Below are 23,203 nucleotides of genomic sequence, written 5' to 3' on the forward strand. Positions count from 1 at the left end.
AAGGGATTTTTTTATACAAAAGGGGAAGTGTTAATGAAAATTGAGATGCAAAAGGCAAATATGTTAGCTGAAAATATCAATGATTTTATCAGGTATGTACAAAAAAACCACGAGCAAAAAAACAACTTTAGGTTTCATTCTGATAAATTGTATCAAGTAAAATTGTTTGTTGAGGAGTTTAAGTTTCAGATTATCGCCGACGAACTTCTTAGAATCAATCAGTACTCATGGGACGGAAAGTATACTTATTACTTAGTTGACTGTTTCAAAAAGGGAATGGACATCATAGATGAATACGTTAGAAAAAACTACGAAGAGCTTTATCTTTTAACGTCAAGACTTTATATATTAAAGGACTTACTTCAATTAGTTAGCGGAACGGAAACTTATGCTTAGAATATTTAAAAAAGAGCCTGTTCCAACCTGAAAGGAACAGGCTTTCGGTAATATATATTTATGTATGCTAGTTCAATATTATCTTATTTTACTGAATAAACTAAAAATACACTTTACCAGATATGTCATTCATCATATAATGTTCTTAATAAAGTGTTTTACATTAAATTACATAAGTTACAATTTTAGTAGTCATTAAATTATTAATAGACTAAAGGTGGTGATGCCGTGATCTAAAATTATTGTGCTAAATCATTATCAAAGTCACCTTAGTTATCTACCTTTCATTTTCTCCATCTATCCTTATTTAAGGAATTTTAAATTAATTCTTTATGTCAAAAATCTCACCTGCACATTACTTCGAATTTTCTTAGACGATTCAAATCTGAAAACTTACACCCTATGAACAAACTAAATATGGTAGCTTAAAAGTTTTACTCATTGTGAATTTCTTGAAATAGAGAGGAATGATTCTTTTGAGAAAAAATAAGGTCTGGGCTATTTTATCTACTACTGCACTTGCCAGTAGTATTATTCTGCCTTCTAGCATCGTTAGCGGGCAAACGCAGGGATATAATGCGAATCCTAGTATACAAGATGTCGGTTCAAAACTTCGATCTGAATCCCTTGAAGAGGCGAAAGAGGCGAATAAAATTGACCTTTCAGGTTCTAGCACAGAGACTAGTCAAACTAGCAGTTCATCTAATACCCTCACTCAAGAGAATGTAGGGATTGTGAAAAAGTGGTTAACAAATAATGATTATACTGCAAAATATACCTTAACAGATTTTACCCTACGAGCAGTTGGTAAATATGGAGAGGTCTGGGTAGCTAATAACTTAAGCTATCCTACAAATGATCCTAGGAACGGGAAAGTTGCCATATCTGATGAACAGGTAAATTACTTATTAAATCAATTTGATAACAATATGTATGAAAAAGAGACTTCGTTTTTTGGAAAGCCAAAAGAAAGAACTGGTGAGGATGGTTATAATGGATGGTATAAGGATAAAAGTGGAAGAACGGTAATATTGATCGACAATATTAAAGATGCTAGCTACTATAACCCTAATTATCCTAGTTACATAGCCGGTTATTTCTCACCTAGCATAAGTGATTTTGCTGACCGAAATGTAATGACCATCGATGCCTATGACTGGGTAAATAGAACCGGTCCTAATTCAGCAAATCCATATTTGTATGAAGGGGTATTTGCTCATGAATTTCAGCATCTGCTACACCGTGATTCAGACGCTGCTGAAGAAAATTTTGTTAATGAAGGATTATCAGATTTTGCTCAGTATCTGGTAGGATACGGTCATTCCACCAAACATGTAGAGTTCTTTATGAATAATCTTCGGAATTCATTAACAATTTGGGGGGACCAAAGTGATCTGCAAATACTAGGAGACTATGGTACTGCTTATCTTTTCCAACTTTACTTATATGAAAGATTTGGAGAGCCATTTATTCAAGCAGAATTCAAAAATCAAAGGCAAGGTATTTCTGGAATTAATGAATCATTAAAAGAGATAGGTGCGAAAGAGGATTTCGCCACACTTTATCAAGATTATATGACAGCAGTAATGGTAGATGGAAAATATTTAGGTAGTAATACGTTTAAGTACAATTTAATAGATTTAAAGCCGAATATTTCAGCAGTGAAACAAGATAATATAGTGCCAGCCTGGGGTACAGACTTAAAAACCATTATTCCTGATAAGAAAATAGACCATTTGTACTTTAAAGGCTTAGATTTCTTATCAACAAAATGGACATCTGCTGAGGATCCAACGAGAGGAAAGGTTCTTTGGAGTAATGAAGGGGACCAAGCTGACAATTTCCTTATCAAAGAACTTGATTTGACGAATCTTACTCAAGCTGCTGTCTCCTTTGATACAAAATATGACATTGAAGAGCAGTGGGATTTTGGAGCGGTACAGGTTTCAACCGATAATGGGAAAACATGGACTTCCCTTTCCAATGCAGATACCCGTAGTGATCTTGTGAATGGTGGTTATCCAAAAATCAAGGAGAATTTACCTGGGTTTACAGGCAGCTCAAATGGATGGAAAACAGAGACATTTGACCTTAGCCAATATAAAGGTCAAAAGATATTGCTTGGTTTCCGTTATCTGACGGATTGGGGGTTCAATGAGGCAGGCTGGTACTTGTCAAATCTCCAATTAAACGGGAATCTTATTGATAAGATGGAGGATACATCTGGCTTTATGAGTCTAGAACAGGCAACAAAAGAGTATGTTAATTATCAAGTGCAATTTATTGGGTATAAGAAGGGGGCTGCAAACGGAACCGAAAGCCATGTAAAAGTCATCCGATTCCCAAGCCTGGTAAATATGTCTGAAGCTGATCGCTTAGATTTAAAGAATATGTTACGCAGTGCAGAGTTTGAAAAAGTAGTGATGATGACAACGTACGCTGCTCCTGAAGGTAAGAATGGAAGCGTCGATTATAATTATGACGTGGTCATGAAAAATACAAGCAAGAAATCAAAGTAAGAAAATCATAGACCAAACCATAAGAAAGACCCGACTATTGGAGAAGTTTAGTCGGGTTTTTCTTTCTCTCGCTATATAGCCATTGCTGAATTTAATAAATGTTCCATTTAAATCATAGTATAATAATAATTAATTCTTAGATTTAATAGGGATTGAAAAAAATATAAAGTTTTTTCTGGTTATAATGATGTTTGTTCAGGATTATACATAAATATATTTTTAAAAATGTAAGAGACCACTAAGTTGAGGTAGTGTATAGGATGAATGAGGAATTAATCAAAAAAACCGATACCAGTTATCAGTTGGCAGAGCAGCGGGCTGCTCACTATTTTCACTCACTATATCACCAGGTCTTGAACAAGACCTACGTTCCAGTCCTAATTAAAGATTTTCAATCATGGAAACAAACCCATATTCATCATCATCCCATCTTATCTATCTTTTCACGTAAGAAGAAAAAAAATAATTCCCATGGTTATTACAATTACATTCGATGGCTCGATTATACAGGCAAACTGGATAATTACCTGGATCGCAGTATTTCATATATATATATGAGAGATCTGGGCAAAGCACTCGATTCTCTTGACACCCAATCAAGGATCCGCCGTGCAGTTGACAACTTGAGAAAAAAACTGACTGATTTCCAAAAAGAGGAGACAGAGTCGTTTAGCATGGCAAGTTTGTACCGGTGGGCCCAGAGGGAAGGTATTGAATCTACAATAATCTGGCTATTGGATAAACTTAAAACGGTTTCCGTCAATGTTCCAGAGGGGATGGATGCCGATCATGCCCAGCGAAAACTAATAAAGATTATTGCCGGAGTAATCATGCACGTGGTTGACGACATGGACAATAAAGTACCTCAAGAAGAGCGGAAGCAACGGCTGGACAAAGCTATCAGGCTTGGCTATTCATATGGTCTAACCTATCCTTTCATTGACGATCTTCTCGATTCCAACGTCTTGTCCGATTTAGAAAAGAAGCGGTATTCCCAATTAATTCGTACCACACTTATTACTGGGGTAGTACCTGACTTGGGTAAATGGACTGGGGAAAACGAAAACCTGATTCAATTTATTCATTCAGAGCTGAAAGATGCCTATGAATATATTAAAAGTGAACAGCTTCCAGAAACATTAAAATCCTTTTTTGAGCAATCCTATGTGTTTTTTAACTCTCAGGAAGTGGATAGAGAAAAGGACTTGACCGAGTCTAATTATACTAATGAAGAGCTTTATATCCCTGTTATCTTAAAGGCATCCTCTTCGAGATTAATTGTTCGTTCCGTCATCAGCGCTCCTGAAGATGAAGGCTTTGATAATCGGACATTCTTTTATGGTATTTATAATCAATTGGCGGATGATTTTGCTGATATGTTTGATGATTTAAAAGAGGGAGCGGTCACTCCTTATACGTATTATCTAAAATATCATACCGAGCGTCCGGATCTGATTAATCCCTTCGAATTATATTGGGCTGTTATCTCTCATTTAATCCATAATGTGTATTATTCCGACAAAAAGACCCGCGAAGTCATCCTCGATCGTGCCATAAACGGTTTGAAAAGATTTAAAGTACGATTGGGAACTGAAAAATATAATGAAGTAATGAATTTATTTGCTTCAGGAATTCCTAAATTTAATCAGGTGATACAAAAAATGGTACAAAAAGCAGATGATGTGGATTTCTTTGATAAGCTTCTCCGTGACCATATGATTACTAGCCTGAAAAATGAAAGGAAGGAACAGGAAGATTTTTTAGAAACGATCAAAGCCGTCCGGATTCAGATTAACAAAACTTTGCGTATCTCAAATACGGAAAATGTTCCTCTTTTGAAAGACATCATTATAAAAGCCGCAAATTACAGTCTTGAAGGTGATGGAAAGAGATTAAGGCCAATCATCACGTGGGTTATGAGTGTTAATGAATATGGATTAAATCAGTCGGCCATCATCCCTCTATTGAAATCATTGGAATATATGCATACCGCATCCTTAATTTACGATGATCTGCCATCGCAAGATGATTCATCCACACGCAGGGGACGTCTTACGGTGCATAAAGAATATAACATTGCCGTAGCGGAATTAACGGGTCTTTTTTTGACACAGCGAGCGATTGAGGAGCAAACCTATCTTGATGAGTTCGATGCCAAAACGGTGCTTCGTTTGATTCAATACTCGGCTCAAGTCACAGAAGTTATGTGCATGGGCCAGGCAATGGACTTGGATTCAAAAGGAAAAGAATTATCACATGAACAGTTAAATTTGATGTGTTTTTACAAAACGGGAATTGCCTTTGAAGCCTCGCTCATTATGCCAGCCATGCTTGCTAAGGTTAGCGAATCCGAAATGGAGGCCTTAAAAAAATTTGCTTATCATGCTGGGATTGCCTTCCAGATTAAGGATGATTTACTTGATGTTGAAGGAGATCCATCCATTATAGGTAAACCTCTTTATAAGGATTCAGAAAACAAAAATTCGACCTTTGTATCAATCCTAGGTCAAGAAGGCGCTAGAAAAGAGATGTGGGAACATTACTGTTTTGCCATAGAAGCATTGAAGGAGGTCCCCCGTAATACCTCTTTTCTCAAACATTTAATGAATTATATGGTGAGTCGTGATCATTAAATTTGAAAGTCGAATAAATACAAAATAACTATCTTTATGGTAGTTTTTTTGTTTTTTAATAAGAAATCTCTATCATTTAAGGATATAATGAATCTAAGTTTTTTATTATAGTTTCATAGGGAGGTTTGCTGCCTGAAAACAAAAAATATATCACTTCAGACAAAAATCTTTGGGCTGGCACTATTATTGGGATTATTGTTAATCCTTTTAATGTCCTCTTTTTATAGTTATATGGAAAGTAAGCAAATTGAGGAAAATAAGGGGAAATTGGCGCTTGAAATTTCGAAAACGGTATCATTTATGCCAACCATTATCAATGGGGTGCAATCTAGCAATCCCACAAAAATAATCCAGCCATTAGCAGAAAAAGTCCGGAAAGAAACTGGTGCTGAATTTGTCGTTGTCGGAAACATCGATGGTACAAGATACTCTCATCCGTTACAATCTATGATTGGAAAAAAAATGAAGGGTGGAGATAATCAAAAGGCCATAAAAAAAGGAAAATACTATATCTCTAAAGCCAACGGTTCACTAGGCCCTTCTATTAGAGGTAAATCGCCAATTTTTAACAAAAAGGGAGAAGTAATCGGAGTTGTATCAGTAGGATTTTTATTAGAAGATGTCCATCAGCAAATCACCAAAAATATCATAAAAGTAATCCTAGTTTCTATTTTTGCTCTAATTATTTCATTTTTTGGCAGTATTCTGCTAGGACGAAATATTCGTAAAGATACGATGGGTCTTGAACCCTATGAAATTGCTGTGTTATATAAAGAAAAGAATGCCGTGCTTCATGGCGTAAAAGAGGGGATTTTATCCATTAATAGAGCTGGATTTATCACGATGATGAATCAACCGGCAAAGAAGCTTTTGCAAATTAAAGGCTCTGTACGTCATTTAAAAGTCGATGGACTTTTTCCGTCGACGTATTTATTTGAAGTTCTAAATTCAGGAATTCCACTAGTAGATAAAGAAATCAATTGGAAAGATAAAACAGTAATCGTCAATTGTACGCCACTTCCTGACGAAACGGGAATAAGTGGTGTAGTTGCTTCCTTTCGTGATAAAACCGAAATTGAGCAAATGGTAAACACTCTTTCAGAAGTAAAAAGTTATTCGGAAGACCTGCGTGCCCACACACACGAATACACGAATAAGTTGTATGTTTTATCTGGCCTCCTTCAACTAGGTGAATATGAACAGGCACTTGCAATGATCCAAGCGGAAACACAGGTACTACAGGTTCAAAATAGTATTTTATTTAACCAGATTAAAGAATCGAAAGTTCAAGCCATTCTTTTGGGGAAACTAGGGAAAGCTTCTGAAAAAAAGATCAAGTTTGAGATTCTTTCTGAAAGCTATTTGGACATTTTACCGACCCATATTAAACTTTCTAGCCTCATCGTTATACTCGGTAATCTAATAGATAATGCCTTTGAAGCTGTTTCTGAGAGTCATCATCCTACTGTAAAATTTTTTGCTACTGATATTGGCAGTGATATCATTTTTGAAGTTTCAGATAACGGAAAAGGAATAAATGAAAATGATATTCCGCATTTATTTGAAAGAGGGTTTACTTCAAAAAGCGGTGATAAACCAAGAGGATTTGGCTTATCAAATGCGGAGGAAGCTGTGGTCGAAATGAATGGGATGATTGAAGTCCATAGTAACCAAGAAAGTGGAACGGTCTTTACCGTGTATCTTCCAAAGCAATATGAGAGGAGAGCTGAAAATGCATAAAATAAAAGCAGCAATTGCAGAAGATGATTTTCGAGTGGCCGACATCCATGAAAAATTTTTAATGAAATTTAAGGAGATAGATGTAGTGGGTAAGGCCTTGAATGGTAACAAGACTTTAAATTTGCTCAGGGAAGAAGAAATTGATTTATTGATTTTAGATGTGTATATGCCTGACATGCTTGGTTCCGATCTGCTGCCCATTATAAGAGAGCGTTTTCCAAAAGTCAGTATTATTATGATTACGGCTGCAACGGACAAGCTTTTCCTTGAAAAAGCATTAAGTTACGGTGTCGAGAGTTATTTAATCAAGCCAGTTAACAGGGAAAGATTTGATGAAGTGATTTTAGAGTATATAAAAAAATACTCACTCCTTTCTTCTGAACAGGAGGTAAATCAGCAATATATTGACCTTTTGTTTGGTAAAAATGTCATTGAAAGTGAAGGAAAAGGCAACTCGCTGCCTAAAGGAATTGATGAGATAACGCTTGGAAAGGTGAAAAACGTGCTTCTGAATAAAAATCAAGGGTTCTCTGCTGAGGAAGTAGGGAAAGAAATTGGGGCTTCCCGGATTACCGCTCGACGTTATTTGGAGTATTTAACCTCCAATAGTGAAGCAAAAGCTGAAGTGGTTTATGGAATCGTTGGGAGGCCTGAAAGAAAGTATTATCCTATTTTGTGAAGGTGCCAAAGGCACCTTCCTTTGTATTTCAGAAACTACTTTTGCTGTGAACATAATGTACAAAATAGAGTTTTAAGTACTTTAATAACTTTATTTTGTAAACGTTTCCACAAATGAATATTTAGATTATTATAAATTTACTAACAAAAGGGGTGGGAAAAATGCTTGCGATTTTAGGATTTTTAATGATTCTTATTTTTATGATTTTAATAATGACCAAACGTCTGTCTGCAATGATTGCACTCATGGTTGTGCCAGTTATCTTTGCCTTAATTGGGGGATTTGGTAAAGATTTGGGCCCAATGGCGCTAGAAGGGATAAAAAGCGTCGCACCTACTGGAATTATGATTCTTTTTGCCATTCTCTTTTTCGGAATCATGATCGATGCGGGTGTCTTTGATCCTATTATTTCAACCATTTTAAAACTTGTTAAAGGGGACCCTGTAAAAATTGCCATCGGAACAGCCGTCCTTGCACTATTAATCTCTCTTGATGGTGATGGAACCACTACATATATGATAACGATTTCAGCCATGCTGCCTTTGTATAAACGAATTGGTATGAAACCATTAGTCCTAGCTGGAATCGCAGTATCTGCATCAGGTGTCATGAATCTCCTGCCATGGGGAGGTCCTACTGCTAGAGCCATGACCGCACTGCATCTTGAAATGGGAGATATCTTTACTCCTGTAATACCAAGTATGGTTGGTGGTGTATTGTTTGTATTGTTTATGTCCTATGTCCTTGGCAGGAAAGAGAGAAAAAGAATTGGTGTTTTAGAAATTGACTATAGTACTCTTGCCTTGATGGCAGCCACAACAGAGGATGCTTATCTTAAACGCCCAAAATTAATTGTTATAAATTATCTGCTTACTATTGTCCTTTTAGTTGCACTCATTCAGGAATGGCTGCCTAGTACCGTTTTATTTATGATTGGATTTGCCATTGCTATTACCATTAATTACCCAAATATAGCAGAACAAAAAGAACGGATCATGCATTATGCAGATAATGCCTTATCTGTTGTATCCATGGTTTTTGCTGCTGGTATTTTTACTGGTATTCTATCAGGTACAAAAATGGTGGATGCTATGGCAAATACGATGATCACGCATATACCAACGGAATTAGGATCTCATTTTGCTCTAATTACTGGCATTATTAGTGCTCCATTTACCTTCTTTATGTCAAATGATGCATTTTATTATGGAGTACTTCCGCTTCTTGCAAAAGCTGCAAGCTCATATGGGGTTGATCCGGCAATGATAGGCCGTGCATCATTATTAGGGTTACCTGTCCATTTATTAAGCCCTTTAGTACCTTCAACCTATTTACTAGTCGGAATGGTGGGAGAAGATTTCGGTGATTTACAGCGCTCCTTTTTAAAATGGGCCTGCGGTTCTACAGCAGTAATGATTTTAGTTGCACTAGTATTGTCAATTATTCCAATCTAATAATCTTGTAAAAAATCCAGGAGTCCTATACTTACCAAACATCTTATTCCAATAAAGACTGCTTAGATAAATAAGCAGTCTTTTAGCATTTTTTTAGACGGTTGCTTTTTGCATGGACCTTGACTCTTTTAAGAAAATAAAAATAAAAACGATAAAGGCAATAAAAGCAGCAATGGCATTATATAAAAATACTTGCCGCATTCCGACATATTCACTGGCAATCCCGCCTGCCATGCCTCCTATAATTCTAGCTAAACCTAAACTAAGCAAGCCATTCATCGTTTGACCAGAGGCCTTAAGCTCTTTAGGTACTTCTTGATTAATATAGATAGCAAGAGTTACGGATAGCACAATAAAAATTAATCCATGCAGCAATTGAATTGGAAGAACAAGAATTGGATTATGGACAAAATAACAGAACAGCCAACGCAGTCCAGCGAAAAAGGCAGTGGCAACTAGGACAACTGGTATACTAAATCTCTTAATAATTTTATGACCAAAAAGTAAAAAGGGCACCTCGCTTATAGCGGAGAAAAGCATCGACCAGCCAAGCAAACTATTATCAGCTCCCAGTTGATTAAAATAAATAGGGAAAAAAGCGTAGTAATACCCGAGCGTAATCTGAACGATAAAATTTAATATTGTAAACAACATGAGCTTTCGGTTTTTTAATAATATTAGCAGAGAAACTTTGTTTTTATTAGATTGATGACCTTTTATTTTAGGCAATTGGGTGCATATGAAAAAAGTAAGCAGCATGACCATGGAATAAACGATAGAAATACTATTAATATTCTTTTTTGCCACTACCCCAAAAGCAACAGACATGATCGCAAAACCGATAGTGCCAGCCAGTCGAATCGGACCGAAATTCCATTTAGTCCGGGCTAGATGTTCTAATGTGATGGCGTCACTAAGAGGATTGATCGATGTTTGAAAAAAGGTGACCAGGCAAATGATCAGTAATAAATATAGGTACTGATTCGAAATCGGCAGCAACAATATGGAAACAGCACTTCCCAAAGCCAGTAATTGAAGGACTTTGTTTTTACTTTCTGCCCGGTCTCCGATTGTTCCCCATAAAGGTTGCGCTAGTATTGCTATCAATGGGCCAAAGCTTAATAGAGTAGCAATAGACGTCTGACTCAATCCGATACTTTTTAAGTAAACAGGCATAAAAGTACCGTAGACGGCATTCCCCATATAAGAGACGGCATATAAACTAAGAAATAATAAATAAATGCGAGTGGATTTATCCCCCAAGAAGTTCACCTCAACAATTAATTATGGGAACCATGATTCTCCATTTAATTGAACAATATAAACCTAGCTGTAAAGCATATGTCCGTTATAAACGTTAATCATATTATTAGCTCCTTCATTTTTCTTTCAATGTTCTTTAACCTATTATAATAGTAGATAAAATAAAAGGAAAAGGGTTGCTTTTCAGATTAATTATTGTCACTATTTATAATATGAAAAAATAATTATTAAAGGGACGTCACGATGGATACAAAATATAAAGAGCCATGGTTAGTTTTTGAATTTGCTAATTCAGAGGGCGAAATTAAGCCTCAAATATTTAGAAAGCCAATTAAAGTAATTGCAGCTTTTACTATAAATGAAGTATTGCCATGTTTTAAACTTGTCGAGGAAGAAGTAAATAACGGTTACTATGCCGCTGGATTTTTAACGTACGAAAGTGCGGCAGCTTTTGATGCGGCATTTATTACTAACTCAGACAGTAAGATACCATTATTATGGTTTGGGATATTTTCTGAACCGGAACACGATTTCATTAGCAGTCAAGGGTCCTATACATTAACAAAATGGGAGCCTTCCGTTAGTATAAAAGAATATACTCAATCCATCCAAGCTATTAAGCAAGGGATTGAGAGGGGTGACACATACCAAACAAACTATACCATCCGGCTCTATAGCCAGTTTGAGGGGGATGATTTTGCTCTTTTTCAGAAGTTGAAAAAAGCGCAGTCTTCCGATTATTGTGCTTATATCAATACGGGTGAACAGTGTGTATTGTCGGCCTCACCCGAATTGTTCTTCCGTATAGAAGGTGATAAAATCACTACTCGACCGATGAAAGGAACTATTAAGCGGGGTAAATCCATCGATGAGGATGAGGCTAATGCCCGTTGGCTTTATCTTTCCGAAAAAAATCGGGCAGAAAATGTCATGATCGTCGATATGCTGCGGAATGATTTATCTGTCATTGCGGAATTAGGGACTGTTCAGGTTCCAAAGCTATATGACATTGAACAATATCCAACGGTCTTTCAAATGACTTCAACCATTACAGCGAAAATTGCTGAAAATAGAGAGCTTGTAGACGTTTTTAAAGCACTCTTTCCTTGTGCTTCCATAACCGGTGCACCCAAGGTAAGTACGATGAAAATGATTGCTGAATTGGAACCAGAACCTCGTGAGGTATATTGTGGGGCAATCGGGTTTATAACCCCAAGTAAAGAAGCGGTTTTCAATGTACCAATTAGAACAGTCCTGATTGATCAGACATCTGGTATAGCTACTTACGGCGTTGGGGGTGGGATCACTTGGGATTCTACCTCTGAAGGGGAATATGACGAGGTTCTTGCAAAAGCAAGTTTATTAGAGGAAGACCGACCAGAGTTTGAGCTTTTAGAAAGTCTTCTTTTGGAATATGGGAAGTATTACTTATTAAATGAACATTTAGATCGGTTAAAAAGATCAGCAAAATATTTTGGATTCCCTATTCAAATGGAGGCAATCCAACAGAAACTGGAAGAATTCGCAGTCCCAAACAGCAGCGGCAAGTTCAAAGTGAGGCTTTTAGTTACTAAGGAAAATGGAGTAACACTTGATGCAAATCCAGTAAACGAATTGCAGACTCCATTAAAGATTATGCTTGCTGGAAAACCAATTGATACTGAAAATCCGTTTGTTTATCATAAAACAACCCATCGTGCAATTTATACTGATTTTCAAACGGACAAGCCTTCCGGTGTTTTTGATGTATTACTATGGAATAAAGAGGAGGAGTTAACGGAATTTACCAACGGGAACCTTGTCATTGAAATAGACGGAGAATTATGGACACCTCCAGTAAACAGCGGCCTTTTGGCTGGTACTTTCCGAGAGATGTTAATAAAGGAAGGAATCATACGTGAAAAAGTGTTAACTTTTGCGGACTTACGGCAAAGCTCAAAAATTTGGTTTATTAACAGTGTGCGTAAATGGTTAGAAGTCGAAATAGCAGAAACTGAATGACTAAAAAAAGTCCATGCAGATTATTGTCTACATGGACTTCACTTGATTATAAATAGCGCCAACCGCCAGTATACGAGATATCTTCTGCTTCTTCTGCAGCAACTGCTTCACAAACAAATCCCGTTACTTGGGTACCGTTCTCGAGTTCAACCTTCCCAAGTCCTAGAGGGGCAGGGATGAGTGAGGCAAAAGATCCAAGCTGTGAAAGTGGCATTTCCCATAACTCCAACTCAATTGACACGCCCGAATCATTTGTCCGGATTAATCCCGGTTTTGCAGGAAGAGAAGGCAGCTTAACCATTTTGTATTTTGCAGCAGTTTTCTCCTCTCGAATAAATGTGGCTCCATGTTCCTTCATTTGTTTTTCCAGAGGGTAGCCCCTCATGTGAAGACCGCAAACTGCTACTAGGGTAGTAGTTTTGTTTACCGGGGATCTTACACCATTTAAAAATAAAGCAGAAAGTCCAAAGATCAAGTGTTCATTCACATGACTTGAGAACATCGTAATACCAAAAGGAAGATTTTCTGCAGCATCATCTCCAGGTACCGCAATGGCACACAGGTCTAGAAGATTACAATGATTCGTATAAAGTCCCATCTTACTATTTGTTTCAATTGGATTATCACGCACTTGTTCACGCGTCCAGGTACCGCCAGAGGTTGGCATAATTAATACCGCATTGTTTAGTTGTTGATGTGCTTTCTGTTTAAAAGCTTGCAGTTTGTGCATGGCTTTATAAACCGATGCGGCATCGTAATCGGGATTCGCTCCATTACGCAGCACTGTTTCTGTTACAGGAAAAACAGCTTGTTCGTTTGAAGTAATGAAGGAACCTAAATCCGCCCAGCGTTCCGCTACCCATGGTCCATCATACAGGATTGAAGCTGCCTCCGATAAGTAGCTGCCATCAATGTATTGAATCGGAATAGAAAGCCCCTTAATCCTATCAACAGCAGCCTCCCAGGCTCTTTTGTATTGAGTTGCAAACGGTCCGAAAAATTCAGGTTGATCTTTTAATAGAAGGATTTTTTCCGGAAGGGCGTTTGTTCTGCGTTTGACCTGACGAGACCATGGGTCATTTTCCTCAAATCCCCGGACAACTTCATCTACAAGCATTGCCTCTGCAAAGCTGTTAGCAAAGACTGTTATGCAATCAAGGCTGGCGCAAGCAGGAACTACCCCCTTCACCGGCCAAGCTCCAAGACTTGGCTTAAAGCCTACAAGTCTATTTAATGCTGCTGGTACACGTCCGGATCCAGCAGTATCTGTGCCCAGAGAAAAAGCAGCGAGACCACGGGCTACAGAAACAGAAGACCCTGAACTGGAGCCGCCGCTGATAAGGTCAGGGAAGAGGGCGTTTTGCGTTTCACCATAAGGGCTGCGTGTACCTACAAGACCGGTTGCAAATTGATCGAGATTTGTTTTACCGATAGGAATGGCTCCCGCTTCAATCAAGCGTTTCACCGCTGTTGCATGCTCAGTAGGGGTGTATGAAAATTCCGCGCAGCCGGCAGTGGTAGGAACATCTGCTAAATCAATATTGTCTTTTATTGCAAAAGGGATTCCCCAGAGCGGTGTTTGCTCTGGGTCCATATCATTCAATCGATCAAGATAGGGTTGGATGAACTCCATAGAAGGAGGGGTTATCCAAATATTAAACTCTTTATCTCCTTCTGACCGTTTTATTATTTCCATGCATAGAGCTTCTGGTGTCAAACTCTTAGATTGATAGTTTGACTTCAGCTTACGAATGGACAGCGTTTGGGGTATGTTGATGGTTTTCATCTAATGCACCTCGCATTTCCTTTGTAATAGAAACAATTAACTGACCAGCATGAACTTCATCCCCAGGAGATACATGGACTGAATGAATAAAACCGTCGCACGGTGCTAATTGCGGAAACTCCATTTTCATACTTTCTTCAATTATTAATGTATCGCCTTTTTTCACTTCATCGCCTGATGTCACTAGGACCTTCCAAATGCTTCCCGGAAGGGCGGTGCGTACACCTTCTGCACCCTCTGGCAGAACTTCTTCCACCATTTCAGCCACTTCATGCTCCGAAATAAACTCAGCTAGGCCGTTCTTGCGCCAGCTTTCACGCTCCGCTCTGAAGGCGGTTTGCTGGGTTTCTTGGAAACGTTCGGTACTCTCTTTGATGGAATCGAGGAAGGTTAAATAATCGCCAAGTTTGAAAGTTGTTTCAGTAATATTCACTTCGAAGCGTCCTCGTAAAAAGTCCTCACGCATCTCCAACAGTTCTTCGGCACTGACAGGATAAAACTGAATTTGGTCAAAGAAACGGAGGAGCCATGGTTTGTCTGCCTGGAAATTTTTTGTTTCACGAAGACGATTCCATACTTGGACCGTTCGGCCGACAAATTGATATCCTCCAGGGCCTTCCATTCCATATACGCACATATAGGCTCCGCCAATTCCCACCGCATTTTCTGGAGTCCACGTTCGTGCAGGATTGTACTTCGTTGTCACTAAACGGTGACGAGGATCAACTGGTGTAGCAACTGGCGCTCCTAAATAGACATCCCCGAGACCAAGCACAAGATAGTTTGCCTCAAAAACAATTCGCTTTACTTCTTCGATGTCCTTTAGTCCGTTTACACGACGGATAAATTCTAAATTGCTAGGACACCAGGGGGCATCCGGCCGTACATTCTGTTGATATCGATCAATGGCAAGTCGTGTTGCAGGATCGTCCCATGAAAGGGGCAGACGAACAATGCGTGATGGAACTTCCATTTCCTCTAAAAGAGGCAGTTTCTCATTAATGGTTTCGATCATTTGGCAGACTGTAAGTATAGGCATTTTGTTTGAATCAAAATGAACTTGCAGGGAACGTATGCCTGGTGTCAAATCAAGAACTGGTATTTCTTTTTCTAATTTGATCGATTCCATTAAGGCATGTACTTGGAAACGGAGGAGAAGATCAAGCTCTAAATCACCGTATTCAATAAGAACGTTCGCATCACCTGCTGCACGAATGGTCATTGGGAAGTTTCCTTTTGTATTTCTTTTTAACACAGGGTAGTCAGGTGAAAACTGTCTATTCCCCTCAGGCAAAGAGGGGATTTCAGGAACTAAATATTCATTGCCTCCGACCATTTCAAGGAACTCTTCCTGTTGTTTTCGCAGGTCATCTGCTTCTTCAAGAGTAAGCAGCCGGAACAGGATTTTGTCGCCGGCATGAAGCTGGCCAATTTTCCAAAATTCAGCTGAAGCCGTAGTAACAGGACAAACAAAACCACCTAAACTAGGGCCATCAGGTCCAAGTAAGATTGGCATATCACCAGTTAAATCCAACGTTCCAATCGCATAGGCATTATCATGTATATTTGATGGATGAAGACCAGCTTCCCCACCGTCCTGTCGTGCCCATAGCGGCGCAGGTCCAATCAATCGGACTCCTGTCCTTGAACTATTAAAATGTACTTCCCAGCTTGTGTTTGTTAATTGCTCTAAATAGTCTGGTAATAAAAATTCTTCGGTACAATGAGGGCCAGGAATGACACCAATTGTCCAGTTTCGTTCAATAGAAGGCTGCTGTAAGACTGGAAGCTCTCTTGTGATTGAAGTTGTATTTTTATTTACCCGTAATACATCACCGGTCCGAAGCGCCCGGCCGCCATGACCGCCAAATCCTCCAAGTGTAAAAGTAGAGGCACTTCCAAGATGAAGCGGCATATCCAATCCACCTGCTATTAATAAATAGGTTCTCATGCCTGAAACAGCTTCACCAAATGAGAGAACCTGGCCACGCTCGACATTGATAACCTTATACATTGGGACATTTATTTCATCGAGCTTAGGATTCATATCAGCACCGGTTAGAACAATGGTCATTTCACTACGAAAACGGTAGGAGCCGCCACGAAGTGTCAATTCAAGTCCAGCAGCATCATCCTCATTTCCAAGCATTTTATTTCCTATTCTAAAAGAGAATGGATCCATTGGTCCGCATGGCGGTACACCTACGTCCCAGTGGCCCACTCGGCCAGGCCAATCCTGAACAGTTGATTGAATCCCTCCATCAAGGACTTCAATGGCACATTCATCTGGGGAAAATTCCTTTAACATTTGTGTATAAACATTTCCTGTTCGGCAATCATCCTCTTCTAAAAGTGACTGTATATATTGTAGATTCGTAGTAACACCATAAAGGCGGGTTTGCTCAAGTGCTTCACTTAATTGTTTAAGTGCTTCTTCTCGTGATTCAGCATGAACAATGATCTTAGCAAGCATTGGATCATAGAGGGGGGTTACCACCAATCCATCCCGGACCCAGGTTTCAATTCGGGCATTGTCGGAAAAAGAAACTTTGTCAAGCTGTCCTCCGCTTGGCCGGAAATCATTTAAGCAATCTTCAGCATAAATACGAGCTTGGATACTGTGTCCTTCAGGTGTTGAATACAGTGAATCTATTGAACGTAATTCACCAGCTGCTTCACGAACCATCCATTCAACCAAATCAATGTTCAATACTTCTTCGGTAACACCGTGCTCAACTTGGAGGCGTGTATTCACCTCAAGAAAGTAAAACCGTTCCTCATCCGGGTCATATAAAAACTCGACGGTGCCTGCACTGCGGTAACCAACTTCCGCGGCTAAGCGTTTTGCAGAAGCGAGAATTTCTTCTCTTACAGAAGAAGGGAGGCAAGGCGCTGGACTTTCCTCCACCACTTTTTGATTGCGGCGTTGAATGGAGCAATCGCGTTCACCTAAAGCGGCAACTTCACCATAGGCATTTCCAAATATCTGAACCTCAACATGGCGTGCTTTTTGGATGAATTTCTCTAAAAATACACCGCCGTTATTAAAATTGGTCTCGGCTAATCTGCAGACAGAATCGAATGCCTCACGGAGGGTTAGAGAATCCTGACAAACTCGCATTCCAATTCCTCCGCCGCCTGCGGTACTTTTTAACATAACCGGGTATCCAATTCGTTCTGCTTCTAATAAGGCAGTATTTATCTCAGTGATCAGCGATGTTCCTGGAAGAAGAGGAACGTTTGCTTTTACCGCTATTTCACGAGCTGAGTGTTTTAATCCAAATAATTCCATTTGTTCTGGAGTGGGTCCAATAAAGGTTATCCCTTTTTCACGACATGCCCGAGCGAAATCAGCATTTTCACTAAGGAATCCATAGCCAGGGTGTATGGCATCTACTTGATGGTCAATCGCTGCCTGCAAAATAAGATCTGCGTTTAAATAACTTTCTTTAGCAGGACCTTCCCCGATTAATATGGCTTGGTCGGCAAAGTCAACATGCAGGCTGTCTTGATCAGCCTTTGTATATAATGCGACAGATTGGATGCCCATCTTTCGCAATGTTCTTTCGATTCGAACGGCGATTGCACCGCGGTTGGCAATTAATATTTTTTTAAACATGGATGAGCACTCCTTTAGTTGTTATTTATCCCAGATCAACACTTGAATTGGTGTAGGGTTATATGCGTTGCAAGGATTATTAAGCTGCGGACAGTTACTGATGAGGACGAGCGTTCTGTTAATTGCCTGCATTTCCACATAATAACCTGGGGCTGACACTCCATCTTCAAAGGTCAATCCGCCTTCTGGTGTTAGAGGGACATTCATGAAGAAATTGACATTTGGAGCCAAGTCCCGCTTAGTAAAGCGGCTGTCGTATTTAGCTAACTGGAGCATAAAGGTATCCCGGCAATTATGCATTGGCAGGGTTTCGTGTGAATATCGGACCGTATTGCTTTGGGCAGAACAGGCACCACCAAGTGTATCGTGATGGCCGCAGGTATCAGCTACAATTTTCACAAGCTCTTTTCCGGATTCAGATACAAGAATGGAGCCAGTTGATAAGTAAACATTCCCTTGACGCTGAATAGTATTAACCGCACTGTAATGATCAGATGGCTGGTCAGCATCGTAAAATAGGGTATCCGCAGCCTGGTTTCCCTCTAAATCAACAATACGAAGGACTTGGCCTTGTTCGAGCGTGTAGATCCATCCTTCTCCGGCTGGAATGGTTTTGTTGTAAAAGCTATTTTCAATTTCCCTCTTACTGATTGCATGATTTAATACAGCCATTAGCGAATTCCTCCTTTGGAAAGTAAAACGTATTCCCATGTATTTTCAAATGCACGTCGGTTTTCTGGCCGATGATTTAGACAGATATCATTTCCTTGGATTGGATCGGCTTCGGTAATCGTCAGTTCCACTGGTACAGATGGGCAAGCTTTGTCAGGATTCAAAGGATTCGGTGTATTGGATAATACCAAAATAACATCCATTTCCGTACGCAATGTGACAGTGTCCCCCTTTTTGCTGTGTTTAGAGACATAATGTAAATTTCCTTCAAGGTCACAGAAAACTTTAGAAAATAAATTTACGACAGGTGAGAGGTCTCTAGTGGTTAAGCCGTTACGGAAAAGCTCAACCGAAAAGTTTTCTTCCCCGCTTTTGTAATAATCATTTCGTTGGTTTTGATAGGTACTGATTCCATATTTTTGATTGGTAAGCGCTCTGGAGGTATATCCAGAAATGGTATCATGCCAGCCAAGTGAATCTTCAACGATGCTTGCAAGTACTCTGCCGTTGTCACTCATAAGGACATTCCCTTTCGTGAGATGAGCCGTATGCTGGGCTTTTAGTGTATCGGGCATATTGTAACGTTCAGCTGAATCATTTGCATTGTATAAAAGCAAGGATACATTCGCACCCTCTTCTAGTGCAGTAAAGGTTATTTGCTTTCCCTGACTTAATTGCCCTGACCACTTTCCGCCTGCTGGGATCATTTTTGAAATAAAAGGTAATACGGTGTTCATATCATTTCCTCCTTTAAATAAATAAAAAAGGATAAAAACCGTAGGGAGAGTAAATCTCCCAGGCTTTTATCCTTCCGTGTATACAGGTTAACTGTACGCTCTCTCTTGGACCAGACTTTAAAAAATATTTAAACGGAACCCTAGACAGCTTTGTTGTTTCCAACAGGTGTGGAAACCTTTATTTAAGATGGTTTTAGTATATCGTTTTAATGTTAAAATGAACTACAATCATGTTAGGTTATCTGACATGGTTTTTTCTTGTTTTACTTCTGGTAGTGCAAATTTTCTGTTTCGTGCTCCTTCCCATTTTGATTTAATCAATAAGTAAGCAAAGCCAATAACAACCCAAATCATTCCAATCATTAGTGTAGTTTTATCAAGCAAGGTTAGGAGCCAGCCAATGAATCCAGCACCGATAAGAGGGAAGATCAGATACATGAACGTTTCTTTCGGTGACCGTTTTTTTTGCTTAATATAGTAATGGAAGATGACAGAAAGATTAACAAAGGTAAATGCGGTTAATGCACCAAAACTTACGAATAGGACGGCAGAATCAAGGTTTATAAAAACCGCTGATAAGGAAATAAGCGAAACGAATAATATGTTTGAAACAGGTGTTTTATATTTTGGATGAATCGTAGTAAATAATTTTTTTGGCAATATGGATTCACGTCCTAGGGCAAAAAGGAAACGGCTTACACTTGTGACAGATGAGACACCCTGTGTAAAAGTCGCCAAGATAAGTACCATGATAAAAAGAGAACTTAGTAAGTTACCGCCGACAAGCTGTACAAGGCTATATGCAGCATTATCCGGATTGGTAAAAGTAAAATTTGGAAAAGCGATTTGCGATAAATAGGAAATAGAAACATACATTACTACTGCAATGATAACTATAAGGTAGATTGCTTTTGGTATTGTTTTTTTTGCTTTAATGGTCTCTTCAGCCATTGTTGTTACTGCATCAAAACCTAGGAAACAGAAGCAGATAAGAGCAGCTCCTGATAAAACTCCACTTACAGAAAGATGATCGTTGAAAAATGGTGTCAACGAGAAAATAGAGTTAGAGTCTGCTTGGCCAGTTAGTATATCCTTAGCAACTAAAATACAAAAGATTATGATGAAGGCAATTTGAAATAGGACAGAGAGACCGCTAACTCGTGCTGCTGATTTAATACCGATGATGTTGACGATTGCTAGAACGACGTTCATCAGAATAATCCAAACAAAAACTGGAATAGAAGGAAACTCAGTATTCATGAATATCCCAAAAGTGAGGATCGCAATAATGGGTGAGAAAATATAATCTAATAAAAGGGCCCAGCCAACAAGATAACCAGCAATAGGGTGGACCGCTTTTTTTGTATAAATATAAGCAGAACCTGAAATCGGATAGGCCTTTACCATTTGACTATAGCTATAGGCAGTAAAGAAGATAGCAATAAAAGCAGTTACATAGGCAGCTGCAAGCATTCCTCCGGCCGCCTCAAAAGCGACACCATAAACCGTGAAATAGATCATTGGTGTCATCCAAGCGAGGCCCATAAAAACAACTTGTTGTAGTTTCAGTGATTTTACAAGTGTTGGTTTTTCATTCATTCTTCATCCATCCTTTTCCGTGTTTTTTCTGGCAAAGAAAAAGCCCGGGAGAATTTTAAAATTAAAATTCTCCCGGGCTTTTATCCCTCCGTGTATACAGACGTACTGTACGCTCTCTCTCGGACCAGACTTTAAAAGCTTTTAAACGGAACCCTAGAAAGCAATTTTTGTTCCTCTATTCTGAAAAATGAGAAACCTTTATTTGATTGATACGTTGAAGTATAAAGGAGAAAAAACAGGATTTCATTGAATGTGTAAGGTTTCCTAACACAAAAAAATAAAGAACAACACTTGCAATGGTCCGGATCGGTGAAAAAGGAGAAGGGATGAGCCCAAATAGCTCATCCCTTCTATCATACATTATGTTACTTATTACCACCTGGGTTTACTGGCAGAGAATAATCTGGGATTGCATCATACACTGCAGGATCAGCGTTTTCGATTGAACCGTCTGCTAAACCATTTAGAACGGCCATAACCGGTACTTTTGCTGTTTCCTTTAACATCCCATTTTGTTTTTGCCCTAAGGTCTGAGTTTGTCCTTTTATTTCAATCAACATGGTGGCGGTTCCATTTAACTGGATAGCGCCTAACCCTGAACCAGGATAATTAACCTGTGGGTATTTTTGAATCGCTCCGTAAGAAGAATTTCCTCTCTGCAACGATTCATAAGCCACTGCATTGACTTTTTTACTGAAGGTTTCTACATTTGGATCCACTTTATACACTTTTCCGCTGAAAGGATCCACGTAGGTCTTAGTCGTAAATAGAGCTAATAGTTGGATAGACACAGAACGATTATCGTCTTCAGATAACTGATTAAACCCGCGGTGATGCAGGTCAATTGCAACATCCGGATCAAATTCTTTTACAATTTTGGTTAAGGCCCGTGTTTCGGGTGAGAAGACAAATGATGCCTGTGAACCATTATTTGTATTATTGTTGTTTAATAGGTTTGCCACCTTTTGCGGATCCTTTTTAATTTCATCATTAATATTGAAGTCATAATTTGGGTTGAAATCTCGGTTAAGATCAAAGCCAGGAATACCATAAACTACTTTTCCGTTGTTATTTTGCGCACGCTCACTGCCCTCGGCATTGTAATACCAAGGAGCTTTGGTATCGGCTGGCAGTCCTATTTCTTCAGGGTTCCATGTTTGGTGTGAGTACCTAACAGGGAATGGCTTGCCTTCATATTGATTAGCTGTTCCATCCGGATTAATACGAGGGACGAACCAAACATTAACCTTGTCCAAAATAGAATCAGCCTCTTTGCCGCCAGCAGATAGTTTTTGGATTAATTCCACTGCAGCTTCTGTGCCGAGAGGCTCGTTACCATGTATTTGTGTATACACCAGGACCCGTTTTTTTGCAGGATTATTATCACCAAGCTTCGCCACATAAAGTGGATAGCCGTCATTGGATGTTCCAAACTGCTCAAGTTTCATCTTTCCTTTAGAAGACTGTTCAATCTGTTTTAATTTTGCTTCTAATTGCTCATTAGACATTAAACTTTCAAAGGAAAGGTACTGTTGGTCCTGTACCCATGGCCCGTTAGGTGTAGTGGTTGACTCTGCAAAACTAGCCGTTGCGCCAAAGCCAAGTGATGCTGCCAGAATCCCACTTGATAGTATGTATCCTATTGCTTTTTTCTTTTTCATCAAAAAGTCCCTCCAAGAGTTATTAATCAAAGAAATACTAACATATTTCGTTTTCCTAATAAACTATTAATTTCAAATATTTTGAAAGTTAGTAAAATTATACTAGTCAATTAAGAAAGCAATCTATTGATCTATAACCATAGGACTAAATGAAAAATATGTAGAAATTTCAAATAAAATGGAAATCGAAACTACGTTAGAGTATTCGGACACGAGGGAAAAACATAAGTAACGAAAACACTATATTAACCCATCTGGATTGATCAAATAATTTGTGAATAATAATCTTAAGGGGGAGTATAAAATGAAAATTTATACATCTGAATGGCTATCACTTAGTAAGGATATAAAAGTCAAGCTTATCCGTTTAGCAATCTTAGAAAATGCAACGAGATCATCCCGGAAATTAGGGCAATAATATATAAAAAAATAACACAATAAATT

Annotated in this window: 14 protein-coding genes and 2 riboswitches; of the genes, 7 read left to right on the plus strand and 7 right to left on the minus strand. The window is 38.8% G+C overall.

Features of this window, described 5'->3' with window-relative positions:
- Nucleotides 1–33: 33 nt before the first annotated feature.
- From CVD27_RS10585 to CVD27_RS10610, 6 genes are all read left to right on the plus strand, one after another.
- Entirely contained in the window at nt 34–396 is a 363-nt protein-coding gene (locus tag CVD27_RS10585) for a hypothetical protein (RefSeq protein WP_101647876.1), read from the plus strand.
- A gap of 476 nt (nt 397–872) precedes the next feature.
- The gene (locus CVD27_RS10590; protein ID WP_180960222.1) at nt 873–2,915 is read left to right on the plus strand and encodes an immune inhibitor A domain-containing protein; all 2,043 of its coding nucleotides are present in this window, start codon (nt 873–875) and stop codon (nt 2,913–2,915) included.
- A gap of 260 nt (nt 2,916–3,175) precedes the next feature.
- Nucleotides 3,176–5,548, plus strand: a complete 2,373-nt coding sequence (locus CVD27_RS10595; RefSeq protein WP_180960223.1) for a polyprenyl synthetase family protein — start codon at nt 3,176–3,178, stop codon at nt 5,546–5,548.
- A gap of 231 nt (nt 5,549–5,779) precedes the next feature.
- Entirely contained in the window at nt 5,780–7,288 is a 1,509-nt protein-coding gene (locus CVD27_RS10600; RefSeq protein WP_257984324.1) for an ATP-binding protein, read from the plus strand.
- Nucleotides 7,281–7,967, plus strand: coding sequence for a response regulator (locus CVD27_RS10605; protein ID WP_101647880.1), 687 nt, complete (start codon nt 7,281–7,283; stop codon nt 7,965–7,967). Before CVD27_RS10600 ends, CVD27_RS10605 begins: the two co-directional genes overlap by 8 nt.
- Nucleotides 7,968–8,098: 131 nt before the next feature.
- Nucleotides 8,099–9,421 (plus strand): CitMHS family transporter, encoded by a 1,323-nt coding sequence (locus CVD27_RS10610; RefSeq protein ID WP_374703065.1) that lies wholly within the window; start codon nt 8,099–8,101, stop codon nt 9,419–9,421.
- Nucleotides 9,422–9,514: 93 nt separating this feature from the next.
- Here CVD27_RS10610 and CVD27_RS10615 read toward each other — a convergent pair whose 3' ends face one another.
- A complete protein-coding gene (locus tag CVD27_RS10615; protein WP_219621298.1) occupies nt 9,515–10,684 on the minus strand; it encodes an MFS transporter in 1,170 nt (389 codons plus the stop codon).
- Between the two features lie 243 nt (nt 10,685–10,927).
- On the opposite strand from CVD27_RS10615, the gene pabB reads away from it, so the two are divergent.
- Nucleotides 10,928–12,685: an aminodeoxychorismate synthase component I gene (pabB, locus tag CVD27_RS10620; protein WP_101647882.1), complete on the plus strand. Its 1,758-nt coding sequence runs from the start codon at nt 10,928–10,930 to the stop codon at nt 12,683–12,685.
- Between the two features lie 46 nt (nt 12,686–12,731).
- On the opposite strand, the gene atzF is transcribed toward pabB, so the two are convergent.
- The 6 genes from atzF to CVD27_RS10655 all read right to left on the minus strand — a co-directional run bounded on the left by atzF (nt 12,732) and on the right by CVD27_RS10655 (nt 22,759).
- Nucleotides 12,732–14,471: an allophanate hydrolase gene (atzF, locus tag CVD27_RS10625; RefSeq protein ID WP_101647883.1), complete on the minus strand. Its 1,740-nt coding sequence runs from the start codon at nt 14,469–14,471 to the stop codon at nt 12,732–12,734.
- Nucleotides 14,431–18,090 (minus strand): urea carboxylase, encoded by a 3,660-nt coding sequence (gene uca, locus CVD27_RS10630; RefSeq protein WP_101647884.1) that lies wholly within the window; start codon nt 18,088–18,090, stop codon nt 14,431–14,433. Before uca ends, atzF begins: the two co-directional genes overlap by 41 nt.
- A gap of 21 nt (nt 18,091–18,111) precedes the next feature.
- Nucleotides 18,112–18,762, minus strand: a complete 651-nt coding sequence (locus CVD27_RS10635; RefSeq protein ID WP_101647885.1) for an urea amidolyase associated protein UAAP2 — start codon at nt 18,760–18,762, stop codon at nt 18,112–18,114.
- The gene (locus CVD27_RS10640; protein ID WP_101647886.1) at nt 18,762–19,499 is read right to left on the minus strand and encodes an urea amidolyase associated protein UAAP1; all 738 of its coding nucleotides are present in this window, start codon (nt 19,497–19,499) and stop codon (nt 18,762–18,764) included. The genes CVD27_RS10635 and CVD27_RS10640 overlap by 1 nt, the downstream gene beginning before the upstream one ends.
- A 53-nt stretch (nt 19,500–19,552) precedes the next feature.
- A riboswitch (guanidine-I (ykkC/yxkD leader) is annotated at nt 19,553–19,654 on the minus strand.
- Nucleotides 19,655–19,727: 73 nt separating this feature from the next.
- Nucleotides 19,728–21,098 (minus strand): APC family permease, encoded by a 1,371-nt coding sequence (locus tag CVD27_RS10645; protein WP_101647887.1) that lies wholly within the window; start codon nt 21,096–21,098, stop codon nt 19,728–19,730.
- A 67-nt stretch (nt 21,099–21,165) separates the two neighbouring features.
- Nucleotides 21,166–21,266, minus strand: a riboswitch (guanidine-I (ykkC/yxkD leader).
- 197 nt (nt 21,267–21,463) lie between these two features.
- Nucleotides 21,464–22,759 carry a M14 family zinc carboxypeptidase gene (locus CVD27_RS10655; protein ID WP_101647889.1) on the minus strand — a complete coding sequence of 432 codons (1,296 nt, stop codon included), beginning with the start codon at nt 22,757–22,759 and terminating at the stop codon, nt 21,464–21,466.
- Between the last annotated feature and the right edge of the window lie 444 nt (nt 22,760–23,203).

Source organism: Neobacillus cucumis (genome assembly GCF_002860255.1).
GTDB lineage: Bacteria > Bacillota > Bacilli > Bacillales > Cytobacillaceae > Neobacillus > Neobacillus cucumis_A.

Bases quoted from the DNA above. Each gene is read 5' to 3' on its own strand.
- CVD27_RS10585 (WP_101647876.1), top strand. From the start codon at position 34: ATGAAAATTGAGATGCAAAAGGCAAATATGTTAGCTGAAAATATCAAT.
- CVD27_RS10595 (WP_180960223.1), top strand. From the start codon at position 3,176: ATGAATGAGGAATTAATCAAAAAAACCGATACCAGTTATCAGTTGGCA.
- CVD27_RS10600 (WP_257984324.1), top strand. From the start codon at position 5,780: ATGGAAAGTAAGCAAATTGAGGAAAATAAGGGGAAATTGGCGCTTGAA.
- CVD27_RS10605 (WP_101647880.1), top strand. From the start codon at position 7,281: ATGCATAAAATAAAAGCAGCAATTGCAGAAGATGATTTTCGAGTGGCC.
- pabB (WP_101647882.1), top strand. From the start codon at position 10,928: ATGGATACAAAATATAAAGAGCCATGGTTAGTTTTTGAATTTGCTAAT.
- atzF (WP_101647883.1), bottom strand. From the start codon at position 14,471: ATGAAAACCATCAACATACCCCAAACGCTGTCCATTCGTAAGCTGAAG.
- uca (WP_101647884.1), bottom strand. From the start codon at position 18,090: ATGTTTAAAAAAATATTAATTGCCAACCGCGGTGCAATCGCCGTTCGA.
- CVD27_RS10635 (WP_101647885.1), bottom strand. From the start codon at position 18,762: ATGGCTGTATTAAATCATGCAATCAGTAAGAGGGAAATTGAAAATAGC.
- CVD27_RS10640 (WP_101647886.1), bottom strand. From the start codon at position 19,499: ATGAACACCGTATTACCTTTTATTTCAAAAATGATCCCAGCAGGCGGA.
- CVD27_RS10645 (WP_101647887.1), bottom strand. From the start codon at position 21,098: ATGAATGAAAAACCAACACTTGTAAAATCACTGAAACTACAACAAGTT.
- CVD27_RS10655 (WP_101647889.1), bottom strand. From the start codon at position 22,759: ATGAAAAAGAAAAAAGCAATAGGATACATACTATCAAGTGGGATTCTG.